The 18,841-nt window shown below is 65.5% G+C and carries 9 protein-coding genes, 4 tRNA genes, 1 rRNA gene and 2 other annotated features (1 of these 16 cut by a window edge); of the genes, 4 read left to right on the top strand and 10 right to left on the bottom strand.

Annotated elements, in window-relative coordinates:
* Positions 1-1,084 (bottom strand) — a sequence feature (most likely nonfunctional fraction of RNA operon); it reaches 545 nt to the left of the window's first position.
* Positions 1,085-1,174: 90 nt separating this feature from the next.
* Together L8M95_RS00390 and murA are read right to left on the bottom strand one after the other, a co-directional pair.
* A 23S ribosomal RNA gene (locus L8M95_RS00390) occupies positions 1,175-4,271 on the bottom strand.
* Positions 4,272-4,612: 341 nt separating this feature from the next.
* Positions 4,613-6,244 (bottom strand) — a sequence feature (most likely nonfunctional fraction of RNA operon).
* Positions 6,245-6,699: 455 nt separating this feature from the next.
* Positions 6,700-7,983, bottom strand: coding sequence for a UDP-N-acetylglucosamine 1-carboxyvinyltransferase (gene murA / locus L8M95_RS00385; protein WP_260487391.1), 1,284 nt, complete (start codon positions 7,981-7,983; stop codon positions 6,700-6,702).
* 72 nt (positions 7,984-8,055) lie between these two features.
* Between murA and L8M95_RS00380 the strand changes: the two genes are divergently transcribed.
* Complete coding sequence (locus L8M95_RS00380; protein WP_260487390.1) at positions 8,056-8,631, top strand: cob(I)yrinic acid a,c-diamide adenosyltransferase; 576 nt, start codon at positions 8,056-8,058, stop codon at positions 8,629-8,631.
* A 34-nt stretch (positions 8,632-8,665) separates the two neighbouring features.
* On the opposite strand, the gene L8M95_RS00375 is transcribed toward L8M95_RS00380, so the two are convergent.
* From L8M95_RS00375 to L8M95_RS00345, 7 genes are all read right to left on the bottom strand, one after another.
* Complete coding sequence (locus tag L8M95_RS00375) at positions 8,666-9,550, bottom strand: LuxR C-terminal-related transcriptional regulator (RefSeq protein WP_256820132.1); 885 nt, start codon at positions 9,548-9,550, stop codon at positions 8,666-8,668.
* Positions 9,551-9,732: 182 nt separating this feature from the next.
* Complete coding sequence (locus L8M95_RS00370; protein WP_260487386.1) at positions 9,733-10,932, bottom strand: GTP-binding protein; 1,200 nt, start codon at positions 10,930-10,932, stop codon at positions 9,733-9,735.
* On the bottom strand, positions 10,920-11,705 hold the full coding sequence (locus L8M95_RS00365; RefSeq protein ID WP_260487384.1) for an enoyl-CoA hydratase: 786 nt from the start codon (positions 11,703-11,705) through the stop codon (positions 10,920-10,922). The genes L8M95_RS00370 and L8M95_RS00365 overlap by 13 nt, the downstream gene beginning before the upstream one ends.
* Before the next feature lie 80 nt (positions 11,706-11,785).
* On the bottom strand, positions 11,786-15,025 hold the full coding sequence (locus tag L8M95_RS00360) for an arabinosyltransferase domain-containing protein (protein WP_260487382.1): 3,240 nt from the start codon (positions 15,023-15,025) through the stop codon (positions 11,786-11,788).
* An 86-nt stretch (positions 15,026-15,111) separates the two neighbouring features.
* Positions 15,112-15,185 (bottom strand) — tRNA-Phe (locus L8M95_RS00355).
* 51 nt (positions 15,186-15,236) lie between these two features.
* A tRNA-Asp gene (locus L8M95_RS00350) sits at positions 15,237-15,310 on the bottom strand.
* A gap of 274 nt (positions 15,311-15,584) precedes the next feature.
* Positions 15,585-15,657: transfer RNA gene (locus L8M95_RS00345), tRNA-Glu, on the bottom strand.
* 103 nt (positions 15,658-15,760) lie between these two features.
* Here L8M95_RS00345 and L8M95_RS00340 point away from each other — a divergent pair.
* From L8M95_RS00340 to phoU, 3 genes are all read left to right on the top strand, one after another.
* Positions 15,761-15,833: transfer RNA gene (locus tag L8M95_RS00340), tRNA-Lys, on the top strand.
* 80 nt (positions 15,834-15,913) lie between these two features.
* Positions 15,914-17,092, top strand: coding sequence for a tRNA dihydrouridine synthase DusB (gene dusB, locus L8M95_RS00335; RefSeq protein WP_260487380.1), 1,179 nt, complete (start codon positions 15,914-15,916; stop codon positions 17,090-17,092).
* Between the two features lie 95 nt (positions 17,093-17,187).
* Positions 17,188-17,970 (top strand): phosphate signaling complex protein PhoU, encoded by a 783-nt coding sequence (phoU, locus tag L8M95_RS00330; protein ID WP_260487378.1) that lies wholly within the window; start codon positions 17,188-17,190, stop codon positions 17,968-17,970.
* Between the two features lie 87 nt (positions 17,971-18,057).
* Here phoU and pstB read toward each other — a convergent pair whose 3' ends face one another.
* Entirely contained in the window at positions 18,058-18,834 is a 777-nt protein-coding gene (gene pstB / locus L8M95_RS00325) for a phosphate ABC transporter ATP-binding protein PstB (protein ID WP_260487376.1), read from the bottom strand.
* Positions 18,835-18,841: the final 7 nt, after the last annotated feature.

The following is an 18,841-nucleotide window of genomic DNA, read 5'->3' as shown; positions in this document are numbered from 1 at the left end:
ATATGTCAAGCCTAGGTAAGGTTCTTCGCGTTGCATCGAATTAATCCACATGCTCCGCCGCTTGTGCGGGCCCCCGTCAATTCCTTTGAGTTTTAGCCTTGCGGCCGTACTCCCCAGGCGGGGCGCTTAATGCGTTAGCTACGGCACGGAATCCGTGGAAGGACCCCACACCTAGCGCCCACCGTTTACGGCATGGACTACCAGGGTATCTAATCCTGTTCGCTACCCATGCTTTCGCTCCTCAGCGTCAGTTACTACCCAGAGACCCGCCTTCGCCACCGGTGTTCCTCCTGATATCTGCGCATTTCACCGCTACACCAGGAATTCCAGTCTCCCCTGTAGTACTCAAGTCTGCCCGTATCGCCTGCACGCCCCCGGTTAAGCCGAGGGATTTCACAGACGACGTGACAAACCGCCTACGAGCTCTTTACGCCCAGTAATTCCGGACAACGCTCGCACCCTACGTATTACCGCGGCTGCTGGCACGTAGTTAGCCGGTGCTTCTTCTGCAGGTACCGTCACTTGCGCTTCGTCCCTACTGAAAGGGGTTTACAATCCGAAGACCGTCATCCCCCACGCGGCGTCGCTGCATCAGGCTTTCGCCCATTGTGCAATATTCCCCACTGCTGCCTCCCGTAGGAGTCTGGGCCGTGTCTCAGTCCCAGTGTGGCCGATCACCCTCTCAGGCCGGCTACCCGTCGTCGCCTTGGTAGGCCATTACCCCACCAACAAGCTGATAGGCCGCGGGCTCATCCTGCACCGAAAAACTTTCCAACCCCCACCATGCGGAAGGAGTTCATATCCGGTATTAGACCCAGTTTCCCAGGCTTATCCCGAAGTGCAGGGCAGATTACCCACGTGTTACTCACCCGTTCGCCACTCGTGTACCCCCGAAGGGGCCTTACCGTTCGACTTGCATGTGTTAAGCACGCCGCCAGCGTTCGTCCTCCGCTGGTCATGAAGTTGTGTTCGGCGGTGACCTACTCTCCCACACCCTCACGAGTGCAGTACCATCGGCGCTGGCAGGCTTAGCTTCCGGGTTCGGAATGGGACCGGGCGTTTCCCTGCCGCTATGGCCGCCGTAACTCTGTGAAACAAGGCCCACGCTTTTCGTGCGTGGGTGTGTTGTTTCAGATACTGCACAGTGGACGCGTTCAAACTTTTTGGGCTGTTTGTGTGTAAGCCCTCGGCCGATTAGTACCGGTCACCTGCACGCATTGCTGCGCTTCCAGTTCCGGCCTATCAACCCCATGGTCTGTGGGGGGCCTTAACCACGCGAAGGTGGTGAGAAACCTCATCTTGGAACAGGCTTCCCGCTTAGATGCTTTCAGCGGTTATCCCTTCCGAACGTAGCTAACCAGCGATGCTCCTGGTGGAACAACTGGCACACCAGAGGTTCGTCCGTCCCGGTCCTCTCGTACTAGGGACAGCCTTCCTCAAGTTTCTTACGCGCGCGGCGGATAGAGACCGAACTGTCTCACGACGTTCTAAACCCAGCTCGCGTGCCGCTTTAATGGGCGAACAGCCCAACCCTTGGGACCTACTCCAGCCCCAGGATGCGACGAGCCGACATCGAGGTGCCAAACCATCCCGTCGATATGGACTCTTGGGGAAGATCAGCCTGTTATCCCCGGGGTACCTTTTATCCGTTGAGCGACACCGCTTCCACTTGCCGGTGCCGGATCACTAGTCCCGACTTTCGTCCCTGCTCGACGTGTCAGTCTCACAGTCAAGCTCCCTTGTGCACTTGCACTCAACACCTGATTGCCATCCAGGCTGAGGGAACCTTTGGGCGCCTCCGTTACTCTTTAGGAGGCAACCGCCCCAGTTAAACTACCCACCAGGCACTGTCCCTAACCCAGATCATGGGCCGAGGTTAGACGTCCAATACGATCAGAGTGGTATTTCAACAACGACTCCACACACACTGGCGTGCATGCTTCACAGTCTCCCACCTATCCTACACAAACCGAATCGAACGCCAATACCAAGCTATAGTAAAGGTCCCGGGGTCTTTTCGTCCTGCCGCGCGTAACGAGCATCTTTACTCGTAGTGCAATTTCGCCGAGTCTGTGGTCGAGACAGCAGAGAAGTCGTTACGCCATTCGTGCAGGTCGGAACTTACCCGACAAGGAATTTCGCTACCTTAGGATGGTTATAGTTACCACCGCCGTTTACTGGGGCTTAAATTCTCAGCTTCGCCTTGCGGCTAACCGGTCCTCTTAACCTTCCAGCACCGGGCAGGCGTCAGTCCGTATACATCGACTTACGTCTTCGCACGGACCTGTGTTTTTAGTAAACAGTCGCTTCTCTCTGGTCTCTGCGACCACCCCCAGCTCAGATCGCAAGGATCGTCACCGGGCGTGGTCCCCCTTCTCCCGAAGTTACGGGGGCATTTTGCCGAGTTCCTTAACCACAGTTCTCTCGATCGCCTTGGTATTCTCTACCTGATCACCTGTGTCGGTTTGGGGTACGGGCCGTGTATGAACTCACTAGAGGCTTTTCTCGGCAGCATAGGATCACTGAATTCCCCACAACGGGTATGCATCAAGTCTCAGCCTTGATGTGACACGGATTTGCCTATGTCACGGCCTACACTCTTACACCAGTACAACCACTGACTGGCCCAGCTACCTTCCTGCGTCACCCCATCGCTTGGCTACTACCAGATCAGGTCCCGCGCATCCAGTCCACGTCATCCCGAAGGATGCTCTAGAACATTCAGGGCGGTTAGTATCACTGATTCACCATGGGCGCGCATACACGGGTACGGGAATATCAACCCGTTGTCCATCGACTACGCCTGTCGGCCTCGCCTTAGGTCCCGACTCACCCTGGGCAGATTAGCTTGACCCAGGAACCCTTGATCATTCGGCGGACGAGTTTCTCACTCGTCATTCGCTACTCATGCCTGCATTCTCACTCGTGTGGCCTCCACGCCTGGATCACTCCGGCGCTTCTATGGCCACACGACGCTCCCCTACCCATCCATACACCTGCCCGGAGGAGGTTATTGTATGAATGCCGCGGCTTCGGCGGTGTACTTGAGCCCCGCTAAATTGTCGGCGCAGGACCACTTGACCAGTGAGCTATTACGCACTCTTTCAAGGGTGGCTGCTTCTAAGCCAACCTCCTGGCTGTCTCAGCGATCCCACATCCTTTTCCACTTAGTACACGCTTAGGGGCCTTAGCCGGCGATCTGGGCTGTTTCCCTCTCGACTATGAAGCTTATCCCCCACAGTCTCACTGCCGCACTCTCACACCTCGGCATTCGGAGTTTGGCTGACGTCAGTAACCTTGTAGGGCCCATCGGCCATCCAGTAGCTCTACCTCCGAGGTGAAACATGCGACGCTGCACCTAAATGCATTTCGGGGAGAACCAGCTATCACGGAGTTTGATTGGCCTTTCACCCCTACCCACAACTCATCCCCTCAGTTTTCAACCTAAGTGGGTTCGCGCCTCCACGACGTCTTACCGTCGCTTCACACTGGCCATGGGTAGATCACTCCGCTTCGGGTCTAGAGCATGCCACTAAGATCGCCCTATTCGGACTCGCTTTCGCTACGGCTTCCCCACACGGGTTAACCTCGCGACATACCACTAACTCGCAGGCTCATTCTTCAAAAGGCACGCCATCAGCCCTAAAGCCTCTGACGGATTGTAAGCACACGGTTTCAGGTACTATTTCACTCCCCTCCCGGGGTACTTTTCACCATTCCCTCACGGTACTAATCCGCTATCGGTCACCAAGAAGTATTTAGGCTTACCGGGTGGTCCCGGCAGATTCACAGCAGATTTCACGGGCCCGCTGCTACTTGGGAACACAAATCGCCCCGCCGCAAGGTTTTCAGGTACGGGACTCTCACCCTCTCCGGCCGACCCTTCCAAGTCGTTCCCCTAACCCGCGATCAATCAGCGCCCGGTCCGGCAGAACCGGGACATCATGCCCCACAACACCACACACGCAACCCCTGCCGGGTATCACACGCATGCGGTTTAGCCTGATCCGCGTTCGCTCGCCGCTACTGACGGAATCACTGTTGTTTTCTCTTCCTGCGGGTACTGAGATGTTTCACTTCCCCGCGTTCCCTCCACACACCCTATGTATTCAGATGCGGGTAACACGCCATCACGCGTGCTGGGTTTCCCCATTCGGACACCCTCGGATCACAGCTCGTTTGGCAGCTCCCCGAGGCTTATCGCAGCCTACTACGTCCTTCATCGGCTCTTGGTGCCAAGGCATCCACCGTGTGCTCTTACACACTTACATTCACAAACAATTAAAGATGCTCGCGTCCACTGTGCAGTTCTCAAACAACACACACCAACCCCACCCACACCCGCGCCCACAAGGCCGCATCAGATGTCTCGGGAATCAGTGCCATCAGAAACAACCAAACCCGAAGGTTCGATGGTGTTGTTTCAGACACCCAACAGTGTGTTTCGTCCGGACCACGCTCCCCCCGAACCGCCGGCCCTGAGCCGACGCCCAAAGATCAAGGCGAGTCCTACGCGATAGTGTTCCACCCAATGAGCCACAGAGCGCGCCACATTCGGACGCGAACCCTGCGCAAACTCTGACCACACAAAAGCGTGGTGAGTGCTCCTTAGAAAGGAGGTGATCCAGCCGCACCTTCCGGTACGGCTACCTTGTTACGACTTCGTCCCAATCGCCGATCCCACCTTCGACGGCTCCCTCCCGTAAGGGTTAGGCCACCGGCTTCGGGTGTTACCGACTTTCATGACGTGACGGGCGGTGTGTACAAGGCCCGGGAACGTATTCACCGCAGCGTTGCTGATCTGCGATTACTAGCGACTCCGACTTCATGGGGTCGAGTTGCAGACCCCAATCCGAACTGAGACCAGCTTTAAGGGATTCGCTCCACCTCGCGGTATCGCAGCCCTCTGTACTAGCCATTGTAGCATGTGTGAAGCCCTAGACATAAGGGGCATGATGATTTGACGTCATCCCCACCTTCCTCCGAGTTGACCCCGGCAGTCTCTCACGAGTCCCCACCATTACGTGCTGGCAACATGAGACAGGGGTTGCGCTCGTTGCGGGACTTAACCCAACATCTCACGACACGAGCTGACGACAACCATGCACCACCTGTATACAAGCCACAAGGGAAACGACATCTCTGCCGTCGTCCTGTATATGTCAAGCCTAGGTAAGGTTCTTCGCGTTGCATCGAATTAATCCACATGCTCCGCCGCTTGTGCGGGCCCCCGTCAATTCCTTTGAGTTTTAGCCTTGCGGCCGTACTCCCCAGGCGGGGCGCTTAATGCGTTAGCTACGGCACGGAATCCGTGGAAGGACCCCACACCTAGCGCCCACCGTTTACGGCATGGACTACCAGGGTATCTAATCCTGTTCGCTACCCATGCTTTCGCTCCTCAGCGTCAGTTACTACCCAGAGACCCGCCTTCGCCACCGGTGTTCCTCCTGATATCTGCGCATTTCACCGCTACACCAGGAATTCCAGTCTCCCCTGTAGTACTCAAGTCTGCCCGTATCGCCTGCACGCCCCCGGTTAAGCCGAGGGATTTCACAGACGACGTGACAAACCGCCTACGAGCTCTTTACGCCCAGTAATTCCGGACAACGCTCGCACCCTACGTATTACCGCGGCTGCTGGCACGTAGTTAGCCGGTGCTTCTTCTGCAGGTACCGTCACTTGCGCTTCGTCCCTACTGAAAGGGGTTTACAATCCGAAGACCGTCATCCCCCACGCGGCGTCGCTGCATCAGGCTTTCGCCCATTGTGCAATATTCCCCACTGCTGCCTCCCGTAGGAGTCTGGGCCGTGTCTCAGTCCCAGTGTGGCCGATCACCCTCTCAGGCCGGCTACCCGTCGTCGCCTTGGTAGGCCATTACCCCACCAACAAGCTGATAGGCCGCGGGCTCATCCTGCACCGAAAAACTTTCCAACCCCCACCATGCGGAAGGAGTTCATATCCGGTATTAGACCCAGTTTCCCAGGCTTATCCCGAAGTGCAGGGCAGATTACCCACGTGTTACTCACCCGTTCGCCACTCGTGTACCCCCGAAGGGGCCTTACCGTTCGACTTGCATGTGTTAAGCACGCCGCCAGCGTTCGTCCTCCGCTGGTCATGAAGTTGTGTTCGGCGGTGACCTACTCTCCCACACCCTCACGAGTGCAGTACCATCGGCGCTGGCAGGCTTAGCTTCCGGGTTCGGAATGGGACCGGGCGTTTCCGAGCCAGGATCAAACTCTCCATAAAAGCTTCTCAGCACTACGAAAAGCACAATCCAAGCAAAAACAAACCAAAAACTGGCTGTTCAAACCAAAAACGCGACCCCCACGACAGGGATGTGAAAGGGTCGCAACCAAACAAAAAATTTGGCACTATCACAAACAAAACACACTGTTGAGTTCTCAAACAACACCCACACACCACTGACCAGCCATCCGAAGACAACCAGCTCGCGGGGTAGTTACTGCCATCCGTCGCCCCTCTCGGGGCAACTTCTCCAGCGTAGGTGACCCGCCCGCCCCAGTCAAACCAGGAGAACCGCCACCCACACCTTCCCACCACCCGAACCAGACCCTCGCCTCTCGGCTCCGGCCCGCTCCCTCGCGGCTCCGATAAAGTTACACGGGCCGCGGCGAAAGTACTAATCGCCTGGTCAGAGGTTTTTTCCCCCGACAGTCGCGAACGGAGACCCCATCCGGGTCATCGATCGGTGGGCACTCGCTCGATCTCGCCGCCGAGGGTGCGGATGTTTCCCACGAAGTCCGAGTATCCCCGGTCGATGTGGAAGATTTCGCAGACCTCGGTGATGTCGTCCGCGCACATCCCGGCGAGGACGAGCCCCGCGCCGGCGCGGATGTCGCTCGCCCAGACGGTCGCCGAGTCCAGGCGTTCCCGCCCGACGATCTTGGCGTGGTGCCCGTCCGTTTCCGCGTCGACGCCCATGCGGACCATCTCCTCGACGAACCGGAACCTGGCCTCGAAGAGGTTCTCGGTCACCACCGACACGCCCTCGGAGACCGAGGCGAGCGCGATCGCCATGGGCTGCAGGTCCGTGGGGAACCCCGGGAAGGGCAGGGTCCGGATGTCGCGGGCCCGCGGTCGACCGTCCTGGGAGACCCGGATCCAGTCGGGCCCGGTCTCGACGTCGGCACCCACCGCACGGAGGTTCTCCAACACCACGTGGATGAACATGGGGTCGATTCCGTTGACGGTGACGTCGCCCCGGGTCATCACCGCGCCCATCGCCCAGGTGGCGGCGACGATCCGGTCCCCGACCACCCGGTGGCTGACCGGGGTCAGCTCGTCCACTCCCTCGATGGTGATGACGCTGGTCCCCGCACCGCTGATCCGGGCGCCCATCTCGTTGAGGAGGTCGCAGATGTCGACGATCTCCGGTTCGCGGGCCGCGTTCTTCAGTACCGAGGTGCCCTCCGCCAGGACCGCCGCGGTCACGAAGGTCTCGGTCGCACCGACCGACGGGAAGCTCAGTTCGTAGTTCGCTCCCCTGAGTTCGGTGGCCTCGGCGACGAGTCGGCCGTGGTCCATACGGGTCTGGGCGCCGAGCCTGTTGAGCCCGTTCTGGTGCCAGTTGAGGGGGCGGCTGCCGATGGCGTCGCCACCGGGCATGGCGATCACGGCGCGGTGGTGGCGGCCGACCAGCGGGCCCAGGATGCACACCGATGCCCGGAGTCGCTGGGCCGCCTTGTCGTCCGCGACGTGCCCCAACTCGGCCGGGGTGTCGATCACGACCGTGTCGCCGGAGATCTCGACCGTGCACCCGAGGTGGCGCAGGACGTCGGCCATCGCCGGGACGTCGGAGATGGTCGGGCAGTTGGTCAGCGTCGTCCGGCCCTCGGCCATGAGCGCCACGGCCATCAACTTGAGCACGCTGTTCTTGGCGCCGGAAACGGAGATCTCGCCGGACAGTCGGGTGCCGCCGCGGACGAGGAAGCTCTCCTCGCGGGACGTGGGATTAGCGCTCACGGTTCCACCCTAGGCGAGTCGGGGGAGGGATCAGCGCCGGCCGCGGTCCCGTCGCAGCGTAGGTTGGCCGACATGGCTGTTCATCTGACCAAGATCTATACCCGGACCGGCGACGACGGGTCCACGGGGTTGTCCGACTTCTCGCGTGTGAGCAAGAACGATCCACGACTGGTGGCGTACGCGGACTGCGACGAGGCCAACGCGGCGATCGGCGTGGCCGTGACGCTCGGCGGGCTCGACGATCGCGTCGCCGCGGTACTGCGGACGGTGCAGAACGACCTCTTCGACGCCGGCGCGGATCTGTCGACCCCGGAGGTGGAGAACCCGAAGTACCCGCCGCTGCGTATCGAGCAGGCGTACATCGACCGCCTCGAGGGCTGGATCGACGAGTTCAACGCGGAGGTGCCCGACCTGACGTCGTTCATCCTGCCCGGCGGGACCCCGGGGGGCGCATACCTCCACGTGGCGCGCACCATCACCCGACGCGCGGAGCGTTCGGCGTGGGCGGCCGTCGAGGCGCACCCGCAGACGACGTCGGCCCTGCCGGCGAAGTATCTGAACCGGCTGTCGGACCTGTTGTTCGTCCTGGGCCGCGTCGCGAACCCGGAGGGCGACGTCCTGTGGGTGCCCGGCGGCGAGCGCGACTGACCGGAGCGCGACCTACCGGTGCAGGGTCAGGGGGTCAGGGCAGCGCGCCCATCCGGCGCGCTGCGTTGACCGCCTCGAACCGGGTGTGTGCGTCGAGTTTGCGCATCACCGAGCGCAGGTAGCTCTTCACGGTCTCGGCGCCGATCCCCATGTCGGCGGCGGTCTCGATGTTCGTCTTGCCCTGGGCGACGCAGGCCAGCACGTCCAATTCGCGGCGGGACAGCCGTGCGGTGGGCATCTCGGGCGGCGGGGAGACCATCTCGGCACAGATGCGCTCGAGTTCGGCGCGCACGTCCGGGTCCTCGGTTCGGGAGGCGAGCATCCGCAGACGCGCGTGTGTCTCGCGCATGCGCTCGTTGGAGAGCACGTCGTCCCACCGCCCCTCGCCGGAACCCGGGCCGACCGGGGCGGCGCCGCGGGCCGCCAACGCGTCGTTGACGGCGATCTCCTGCTCCAGCGCGCGGGCCGTGGCCGCCATCTGGTTGAGGACCTTCTCGCCGAACCTGACCGAGGAGTGGACGCCGGCGTAGATCACCGCGCGGACGTCCTTCCCCACCACCACGGGGATCGCGGCCATCGACCGGAGCCCCTCGGAGAGGACGGGGAGGTCGTACTCGTGCGTGATGACCCCGGCCCGCGGATAGTCGGCCACGCCGACCGGCTTGCCGGTGGCCATGACCCGGCCGCCCACGCCTGCGCCGTAGTGGACCTTGAGGTCCTTCATCGCCGAGGTCCGCATGCCGAGGGACTCGGACAGGACCAGGGTGTGACCCTCCCCGACCACACCGCCGATCGTGACCGGGATGCCCGTCGCCTCGCGGAGAGCGGCGATCGCGCTGCGCACGGACGCGAGGTCGCGCTTGCGTCGCTGGGCATCCCCGGCGCCGCTCGGGCCGTGGCCGGTGTTGTCCTCGTCCACGAGGTCTCCTCCCTCGTCCGTGCGGCACCCCCGCTGCGGGCGGATGACCCCCCCTGCCGGTGCGACACTTCGGCGTCGTCAGCGCCACTATACGCACGTGGTCGGGGTGACGCCGAACCAGAACATGAGATTGCCGTCAGGTCGTCGGGGGTACCGGTCGCCGCTTCCCTCCCGCGCCGTCCTCAGGGCGTGAAAGCTGGATCGAATGCCTCCGGATCCTCGGGATCCGCCAGCATCGCCGCGGCCCCGGTGACGGGCGCCGTGCGCTGTTCGTCGTAGATCCATTCCTCCACGTCACTGGAGTCCGGGTCACCGACCAGATACGGGTGCAGGCCCAGTTCCGCGGTCTGGTCGAGCGTCTCCCCGGCGGCGAGGACGGCCCCGTCCAGGAAACGGCCCACCTCGTCGTCGTCCATCTCCACGCCGATCACCACGAGACCCTCCGGCCCCGCTCCCCCGGCGCGCAGCTCCAACCGGCGGCCCACCAGGGCCACCTCGTAGCGGCGGGGGCCGTCCGCGGTGGCCAGGGTCAGGGTGCCCTTGGCGCGGTAGGCGCCGGTCGGCGGCGCGGAGACCGCGGCGAGGAAGCGTCGCGGGTGCAGGTGGCCCGCCGGGGTCACCGTGACGGCCGTGTAGCCGTCGTGCAGGTGCGCGTGCTCACCATGGCGGTGGTCGCCGCCACCGGCGGTCGCGGATCCGGGTGGGTTCCCGGGCGTCATCTCCAGGAGCAACCCGGCCGGCACCGCGGCGCGGACCGCGGGCAGCACGGCCACGCGCGGGGCGTGGTCGCGGATCGACGCGCGGAGCTCGTCGAAGCGCTCCCGGGTGACGAGGTCGCATTTGTTGACGACGACGAGGTCGGCCTCCGCCAGGTGCGCCGCCAGTCTCGGATGGCGCGTCATGGCCTCGTCGAGGCCCTCGGCGTCGACCACCTGGACCATTCCGGCGTGGCGCGCCACGTGCCGGGGAACGTCGTGGACCATCCGCGACAGGACCGTCGGCTCGGCCAGCCCGCTGGCCTCGATGACCGCGAGGTCGAGGCCGAGCTCCGGGTCGGCGAGTCTGGTCAGGGTCTCGCCGAGCTCGCTGGCGTCGACCTCGCAGCAGACGCAGCCGTTGGCGAGCGAGACCATGGAGTCCACGCGGCCGGCGACGGCGGTGGCGTCCACGTCGATCTCACCGAAGTCGTTGACGATCGCGGCGATGCGCAGCCCCGGGGTGCCGGACAGCAGGTGATTGAGCAGTGTGGTCTTGCCCGCGCCCAGGTAACCGGTCAACACGAGCACGGGCAGGGGCTCGCCGGGGGCGCGGTGGGCGTCGCCCGTCCCGTCACCGCCCCCGGCGAGGTGCCCGTGCCTGAGGCCGTCGTTCAGCGACGCCACTCGGGCCTGCGCTTCTCCGCGAACGCCGACATGCCCTCGGTCTGGTCCTCGGTGGCGAACAGCGCGTAGAAGGCGTTCTGCTCGGCGAGCAGGCCCTCCTCGAGGGTGGTCTCGAAGGAGCGGTTGACCGCCTGCTTCGCGACGATGGCCGTGGTCTTGCTCATGGAGGCGATCTTGGTGGCGACCTTCATGGTCTCGTCGAGCAGCTCCGCGGCCGGGACGACGCGGGCGACCAGGCCGGAGCGCTCGGCCTCGTCGGCGTCCATCTGGCGGCCGGTCAGGCACAGGTCCATGGCCTTGGCCTTGCCCACCGCGCGGGTGAGGCGCTGCGAGCCGCCCATGCCCGGGATCACGCCGAGGGTGATCTCGGGCTGACCGAACTTGGCGTTGTCGCCGGCGATGATCATGTCGCACATCATGGCCAGCTCACAGCCGCCGCCCAGGGCGAAGCCGGACACCGCGGCGATGATCGGCGTGCGCGCAGCGGTGAGGCGCTTCCAGTCGTGGAAGAACCGCTCGAGGTAGATGCCCGGGTAGCTCTTGTCCTTCATCTCCTTGATGTCGGCACCGGCCGCGAAGGCCTTCTCCGACCCGGTGATGATGATGCAGCCGACGCCCGCGTCGCCGTCCAGCGCCTCGACCGCCTCGACGACCTCCTTCTCCATGCCGCTGGACAGGGCGTTGAGCGCCTTGGGGCGGTTGAGCGTGATGGTCGCGACCCGGTCGGTCTGGCTGACCAGGATGTTCTCGAACTGCTTCTCCGTCACGGACATGTGCGTCTCCTGTCGTCTGGGGTTCGTTCCGCCATTACTTGGAAGTCCTTGTAAAAGTCGGCGGAACCGATGCTAGCCGGTCACCGGGCGAGGGGCCCGCCGTTCCACAGTCCCGACCGTACGGCCTCACCGTGGGTGACGGTCGCCTCGCGCGCCCCGGGCACCAGCGGGGTGTACCGCACGAGCGATCCCCAGTCGCGGTCCCAGTCGTGCTCGAGATAGGTCGGCACCGTCTCGCCCTCGAGCAACAGCTCGATGAACCCGAGCGGCCCGCCGCCATCCCACGCCTGCCACGTGTTGGTGGAGCTCACGGCCAGCGCGCGATCGGGCAGGACGCGGTACTCGGGGAGCTCGTGGATGCCGGCGTACTCGTCGAACGGCCGCAGGCACGGGACGTGGAACGCCACTGCCCAGTCCGGGAGCACCGGGCGCGAATCCCCGACGAGGTCCTGCATGGTCACCAGCTCGGGCATGCGCGGCGGGGTGACGGCGATCCACCGCGACGGGTCCGGGTCGAGATCGCGCACGACCAACCGGATGGCCGTGGCGTCGTCGGGCAGGGTGTCCATCGGCACGCGCAGGTTGCGCCAGGACGGGGCCGGACCGATGTCGATCGGCGCGACCGAGCCCGCCACCTCGAACTCCCCGCCACCGGTGGAGTACTCGACGAGCACCGCGTCGGGTGCGAAGGACCCGGCCACGCCGATCGTGACGAGCGGGTTCTGCTCGGACCGTCCGGGCAGCGAGTACCAGTCCGAGGTGGTCTCGGCGTTGACCTGCGCCCCCGACTGGTAACTGCCGAGGACCGGCACGCGGGCGGGGTCGAGTCCGAACGGCAGGACGGCGTGGCTGCCGTTGATGCCTTCGCCTGCGCGCACCCCACCCTCGGTGCCGGCGGTGGTCGACGTGGTGTCGGAGCCCTCTCCGGTGCCGGGGGTGTCGGTGTCCGCGGCCTGGGTGGCGGTGAGGTCGGTGGGGATCCCGTCGGGGTCGAACCTGACCGCCTCACCGCCGGCCTCGAGTTGGTCGCGGGGCTCGCCGGCCGGGGTGAGCAGGCCGGCGTTGGCGTCGGGCTCGGCGAGCACCACGTCGGCGATACCGCACGGCTCGCCTGAGAGCGCGCGGAGGTTCTGCAGGCCCACCGAGTACGCGGGGTACTGGTTGCGGACCGCCGCGGCCATGGAGGCGACGATGACGACGACGACGAGCGCCGCCCCCACCCCGAGTGGGGCGTGGGAGACCTCGCGTACTAGCCGGAGCACGGGTCCGCGGTCGCCACCGTCACGCTCCGGCCCCGTCCGCGTCACGAACGGTTCCCGGTAGTGCAGGACGAGTGCGGCGAGGAGCGCCAGGAGCATCAGTCCGAGGAACACCGAGTACAGGTGGATCCCGGCGATCGTGGGCTGGGCTCCTCCCCACGGGATCCCGTAGATGGAGATGTACCACCACCCGTTGGTCGAGGTGAAGCTCAGCGCCAGCACGAACAGGACGGCGGACAGGAAGAGCATGCGGTTGCGGAGAGACCTGGTCGCGGCCGGGAGGACGGCCATGGTCACCAGCGCCGCCAGCGCTGCGCCGATGGTGGCGAAGGCCCCGAAGTGGTGGGTCCACTTGGTGGGGTTGAGCGCCATGAACGCGATGGAGATGGCGGCGAGGCCCACGATGCGGCGGGCGGGTCCCACGGACACCCCGGGGATCCGGCCCTTGCGGAACAGGATCGCCGCGCAGGTGATGAGCGAGAGCAGCATCGCGAGGACCCCGAACCGGCGGGCCAGCGAGCCGTCGGGGGTCGGGTTCATCAACCACTCGTAGCGCCAGACCTCCTCGTACCAGCTGCCGGACGGGCCGACGTCTCCGAGCAGCGCCGAGGACTGCAGCGTGGTGACCAGGGGCTGGTCGAGGAAGATCAGGTGCAGCACGCCCAGCCCGGCGGCCAGCAGCGGAGCGAGGGTCGGCATCCATCCGTCCCGCTTCGCCCGCCGGATCACGAGCAGCAGGAGCGGCCGCGACGCGGCGATGATGACGGCGATGCAGAACGTGCCGGTGGGCGCCGCGGACAGGGTGAGTCCACCGATGATGAAACCGGTGGCCGCCGGCAGCAGTCGTCCGGTCGCGAGCGCCCGCTCGAGCGAGACCCAGGTGGCCAGCACACCGAAGGCGATGATCGGTTCGGGCCGGAGACCGTTGTTGTAGGTGAGCCAGAACGCGAGGAAGACCGCAGCCGTACTCCATCGCACGGCCGAGGCCCGACGGGCGGCGATGCCGAGCCTCGGGATGACCTCCCGGGACAGCAGGATCCACGAGGCGATGCCCAGCAGCAGCGCGGGCAGGCGGAGCCAGACACTGCCCAGTGAGATCGCACTCATGGCGGTGTACAGGTAATACGGCATGCCGAACGGCGCGTACGGGGCACCGTAATAACGGAACACCTCCGGCATGTAGCCGCTGGACACGGCCGCGCGGGCCTCGGTGAGGATGTACCCGTCGTCTGCGGTGTTGGCCCCGATGACGTGCCACACCAGGAGGGTCGCGACGACCAGCAGGTCCAACGGTCGCGGCTTCCACCAGCCCGGGGGGAGGATGCGACGAGCGATCCGTCCGTCCCGCAGGTCGAGTCGGTGCAGCGCGATGAGCGCGACGACGATCGCGAGGACCCCCAGGACGATCGCGATCTGCTTGAGGGCGGTCGCCTGGGTGGTATAGCGGGAGTCGACCGTGATGTCGACCGCCATGCCCTCCGGTGCGGCGCCTTCCAGGTCGGTGAACACTCCGACGACCTGTGGGCGGAGGTCCGCGTCGATCCGGCCGCCGACCCCCTGCCCGTCGATCTCCAGACCGACGAATTCGGCACCGATCGACCCGGAGTCGGCGGTGACGCGGATCGTGGAGCACGCGCCGGCCGCCGTGACCGCAGCGGTGGGCGCGGAGGCGACGAGCGCGTTGCGGCTGCGGACCTCCACGTTGGGGCCGGCGACGGAGACCATGAGCGCGCGGGACCCCGCGTTCTCCCCCGCCTCGCGGGGCGCGGTCGATACCAGCACGCCGTCCTCGCGGCCGTCGAGCAACTGACCGACGGCCGTGCACGGCACCTCGACGGTGAGGTCGAGAGGGTAGTAGGCGACGAGCGGGGCGGTGACCGGCTCGAGCGTGCCCGCGTCGGGCCAGCTGACGGTGGTGGTCGTCTGCGTGACCGGCAGCAGCGGCACGATGACCGCCAGGAGTATGCCGATGATCCCGCTGACCGTGGCCACGATCCCCCACCGAGGTCCTCGTCGGGACTTCTCCGGCACGTCAGGAACCTCGGTGGCAGTCGATGGCATGACGACCACGCTATAACGAGGGGTGGAGGTTCCCCGAAACGACGAACGCGCCGGAGGGGGGTCCCCTCGGCGCGTTCGGATCGTTGTGGCCAGAGTCGGGATCGAACCGACGACCTTCCGCTTTTCAGGCGGACGCTCGTACCAACTGAGCTACCTGGCCCTAAGACGACCGGCGCATCCGGTGAACACCGAATGCGCCGGTTGCCTCGTGCGACCCTGACGGGACTCGAACCCGCGACCTCCGCCGTGACAGGGCGGCGCGCTAACCAACTGCGCCACAGGGCCGTGCTCTTCGCACGAGAAAGAACATTAGTGGACCGCTGGGCCGTTGCGCAAATCGGCCCCCCGCGCCGCGTATCAGAGCAGTTCAGGGGCGCTTCGGCGGTGGCTGCCCTCGACATGACGGACCGGCGTTCCGTCCGACGACGCGGACGCACACACACCTCGGGCCATCCCTGGTCGCACACGCCCCAGCAGGGGGGCGTGAATCGTCGCGGCGGAGGGCCGCGGATGCACGAGGTCCCGGCCACCTCATGGTGACCGGGACCCCGGCTGTATGTACCCCCTACGGGATTCGAACCCGCGCTGCCGGCGTGAAAGGCCGGTGTCCTAGGCCGCTAAACGAAGGGGGCCTACGCCACGTCCGGGTGCCCCGGTCCGCAGCGGGATCCAGTGTAGGGCACCACCCACCGGGCGGATAAACCAACCACACACGCGGACGGTATCGTGGCCGTCGCCCCTATAGCTCAGTTGGTAGAGCTACGGACTTTTAATCCGCAGGTCGTCGGTTCGAGCCCGACTGGGGGCACAACGTCGTCAGACGACACCCCGGGCCCCCGTGTGCCGGTCCATTGGACCTGTCCGCGCCCCGCTGGGAGAATCACGACCATGTCCGCACCCACCGCCACCGCGGCCCCCGCTCTGCGCATCGGCCCGCTGGAACTCGCCTCGCCTGTCGTCCTGGCCCCGATGGCCGGGGTCACCAATGTCGCGTTCCGCACTCTGTGCCGCGAGATCGAGCGGGAGCAGCAGGGGTCGGTCTCCGGTCTGTACGTCTGCGAGATGGTCACGGCGCGCGCACTGGTCGAGCGCCAGCCTGCGACGTTGCACATGGCCACGTTCGCACCGGACGAGTCACCGCGCAGCCTGCAGCTGTACACGGTCGACGCGGAGTACACCTATGCGGCGGCCAAGATGATCGTCGACGAGGACCTCGCCGACCACATCGACATCAACTTCGGGTGTCCCGTCCCCAAGGTCACGCGGCGCGGTGGCGGGTCCGCGATCCCCTACAAGCGCCGACTGTTCCGGTCGATCGTCGCGGCGGCGGTCCGCGCGACCGAGGGCACGGACATCCCGGTGACGGTGAAGATGCGGGTGGGGATCGATGACGCCCACCACACCCATCTCGACGCCGGCCGCATCGCCGTCGAGGAGGGCGCCCGGGCCGTCGCGCTGCACGCCCGGACCGCGGCGCAGCGCTACTCGGGCGAGGCCGACTGGTCGCAGATCTCCCGGCTGGTCGAGCACATCGGCGCCATCTCGGACGTCCCCGTCCTGGGCAACGGTGACATCTTCTCCGCCGAGGACGCCGTGCGGATGCGCGAGGAGACCGGCTGCGCGGGCGTCGTGATCGGTCGCGGTTGTCTGGGACGTCCCTGGCTGTTCTCGGAACTCGCCGCCCGGCTCGACGGACGTGAGGCGCCGGTCCCGCCCACCCTTGGTGAGGTCGCGCGCATCATGTACCGCCACGGCGAGCTCCTGGCGCAGCACCACGGCGAGGACAAGGGGATGCGCGACATCCGCAAGCACGTCGCGTGGTACCTCCGGGGATTCCCCGCCGGGTCCGAGAAGCGTGTCGGGCTGTCCGCCGTCCGCACCCTGGACGACCTCGCGGAGTTGCTCGCCGATCTCCCCGGCGACGAGCCGTTCCCCTCCGACGGCTACGGCCCGCGGGGTCGTCAGGGCTCCCCCTCCAGGGTGCTGCTCCCCGAGGGCTGGCTCGACGACCCCGAGGACGACGCGACCGCGCTCGAGGGCGCGGACGCCGAGAACTCGGGCGGCTGAGCCCGCGCGGCCGAGCGGGCCTGCCGATCCCGTGAGTTCACCGGTCGTTCACCGCGCCGCCGATCACGGCGCTGACATGCGCGTATCCTGGCAACATGCGTCTCGTTTACTCCGAAGAACTCGCGGGCCTGGCCACGTCCATGGCCCGGATGTGCTCCCTGGCGACCGATGACATGGAGCTGGCCACCCATGCCCTGCTCCAGGTCGACCTCGTCGCCGCGGAGAAGGTCCTCGAGTCCGCGGCGGAGATGTCCAGGCTGGCGACCGAGAACGAGGAACGCGGCTTCGCGCTCCTCGCCCTCCAGGCGCCCGTCGCCCGCGACCTCCGGCAGGTGGTCACCTCGATCCAGCTGGTGCAGGACCTCGTCCGCATGGGCACCCTGGCCGGCCATGTCGCCAAGATCGTCCGCCGACGTCACCCCGAGCCGGTCCTCCCCGAGCCGGTCAACGGATACCTCGCCGAGATGGGCCGGGTCGCCGTCTCGCTGGGTCGCTCGGCGACCGAGGTCCTCCTCAACCGCGATGCCGAGCAAGCTGCCACGCTGGCGCAGCAGGACGACGCCGTCGACGACCTCCGGCGGCACCTGTTCACCCTGCTGACGGTGCGGGAGTGGAAGTGGGGCGTCGCGTGCGCGGTCGACGTCACGCTCCTCGGCCGGTACTACGAGCGGTTCGCCGACCACGCCGTGGAGGTCGCCCAACGCGTGATCTTCCTGGCCACCGGCGAGTACGCCACCGCGCCCGAGGACGACCCCGAGCGGCCGTCCCCCTCGAGCGAAGAGCTGGTGCGTCAGTTCAACGAGACGGACCGCACCTTCAAGGAGCGCATCGCCCGCCATGAGGCCGCCGACGGGGACGGGCCTGCCGGCGACGCCTGACCCCTCGACCGGACGCGGGTGGACGAGTGCCCCGGTGCCGGCCGCGAGGCCGACACCGGGGCACTGGTCCGCGTGCTCGAACGCGGGTCAGCCGAAACGTCCGGAGACGTAGTCCTCGGTCTGCTTGTTGTCCGGGTTGGAGAAGATCTTCTCGGTGGAGTTGACCTCCACCAGCTGGCCCGGCATGCCGGTGGCCTCGAGGGAGAAGAACGCGGTCTGGTCGGAGACGCGGGCAGCCTGCTGCATGTTGTGCGTGACGATCACGATCGTGAACTCGTTCTTCAGCTCGGAGATGAGATCCTCCACCGCCAGAGTCGAGATCGGGTCGAGTGCGGAACAGGGCTCGTCCATCAGCAACACCTGCGGCTCGATGGCGATCGCGCGGGCGATGCACAGGCGCTGCTGCTGCCCGCCCGAGAGCCCGCCACCGGGCTTGTCGAGACGATCCTTGACCTCGTTCCACAGATTGGCGCCCCGCAGCGACTTCTCGGCAACCTCGTCGAGGGTCTTCTTGTTCTTGACGCCCTGGAGCCTGAGGCCCGCCACGACGTTCTCCTTGATGGACATCGTGGGGAACGGGTTGGGGCGCTGGAAGACCATCCCGATGGTCCGCCGCACCGCGACCGGGTCGATCTTCTTGTCGTAGATGTCCACTCCGTCGAGCTTGATGGAGCCCTTGACGTAGGCGCCCGCGATCTCCTCGTGCATACGGTTGAGGGAACGCAGGACGGTGGACTTGCCACACCCGGACGGGCCGATGAACGCGGTCACCGACCGCGGTGGCACGTGGAGGTCGACGTCCTTCACGGCGTGGAAGTCCCCGTAGAAGATGTCGACGTTCTCGAGGTCGAGACGCTTGGCCATGGCTGGT

The sequence above is a fragment of the Dietzia sp. B32 genome, from assembly GCF_024732245.1.
Taxonomy (GTDB): domain Bacteria; phylum Actinomycetota; class Actinomycetes; order Mycobacteriales; family Mycobacteriaceae; genus Dietzia.
This window is presented reverse-complemented; position numbering and strand designations above follow the sequence as displayed.

Coding starts and splice junctions, on each gene's coding strand:
- L8M95_RS00380 (WP_260487390.1), top strand. CDS start 8,056: ATGGCTGTTCATCTGACCAAGATCTATACCCGGACCGGCGACGACGGG.
- L8M95_RS00365 (WP_260487384.1), bottom strand. CDS start 11,705: ATGTCCGTGACGGAGAAGCAGTTCGAGAACATCCTGGTCAGCCAGACC.
- pstB (WP_260487376.1), bottom strand. CDS start 18,834: ATGGCCAAGCGTCTCGACCTCGAGAACGTCGACATCTTCTACGGGGAC.
- dusB (WP_260487380.1), top strand. CDS start 15,914: ATGTCCGCACCCACCGCCACCGCGGCCCCCGCTCTGCGCATCGGCCCG.
- phoU (WP_260487378.1), top strand. CDS start 17,188: ATGCGTCTCGTTTACTCCGAAGAACTCGCGGGCCTGGCCACGTCCATG.
- L8M95_RS00360 (WP_260487382.1), bottom strand. CDS start 15,025: ATGCCATCGACTGCCACCGAGGTTCCTGACGTGCCGGAGAAGTCCCGA.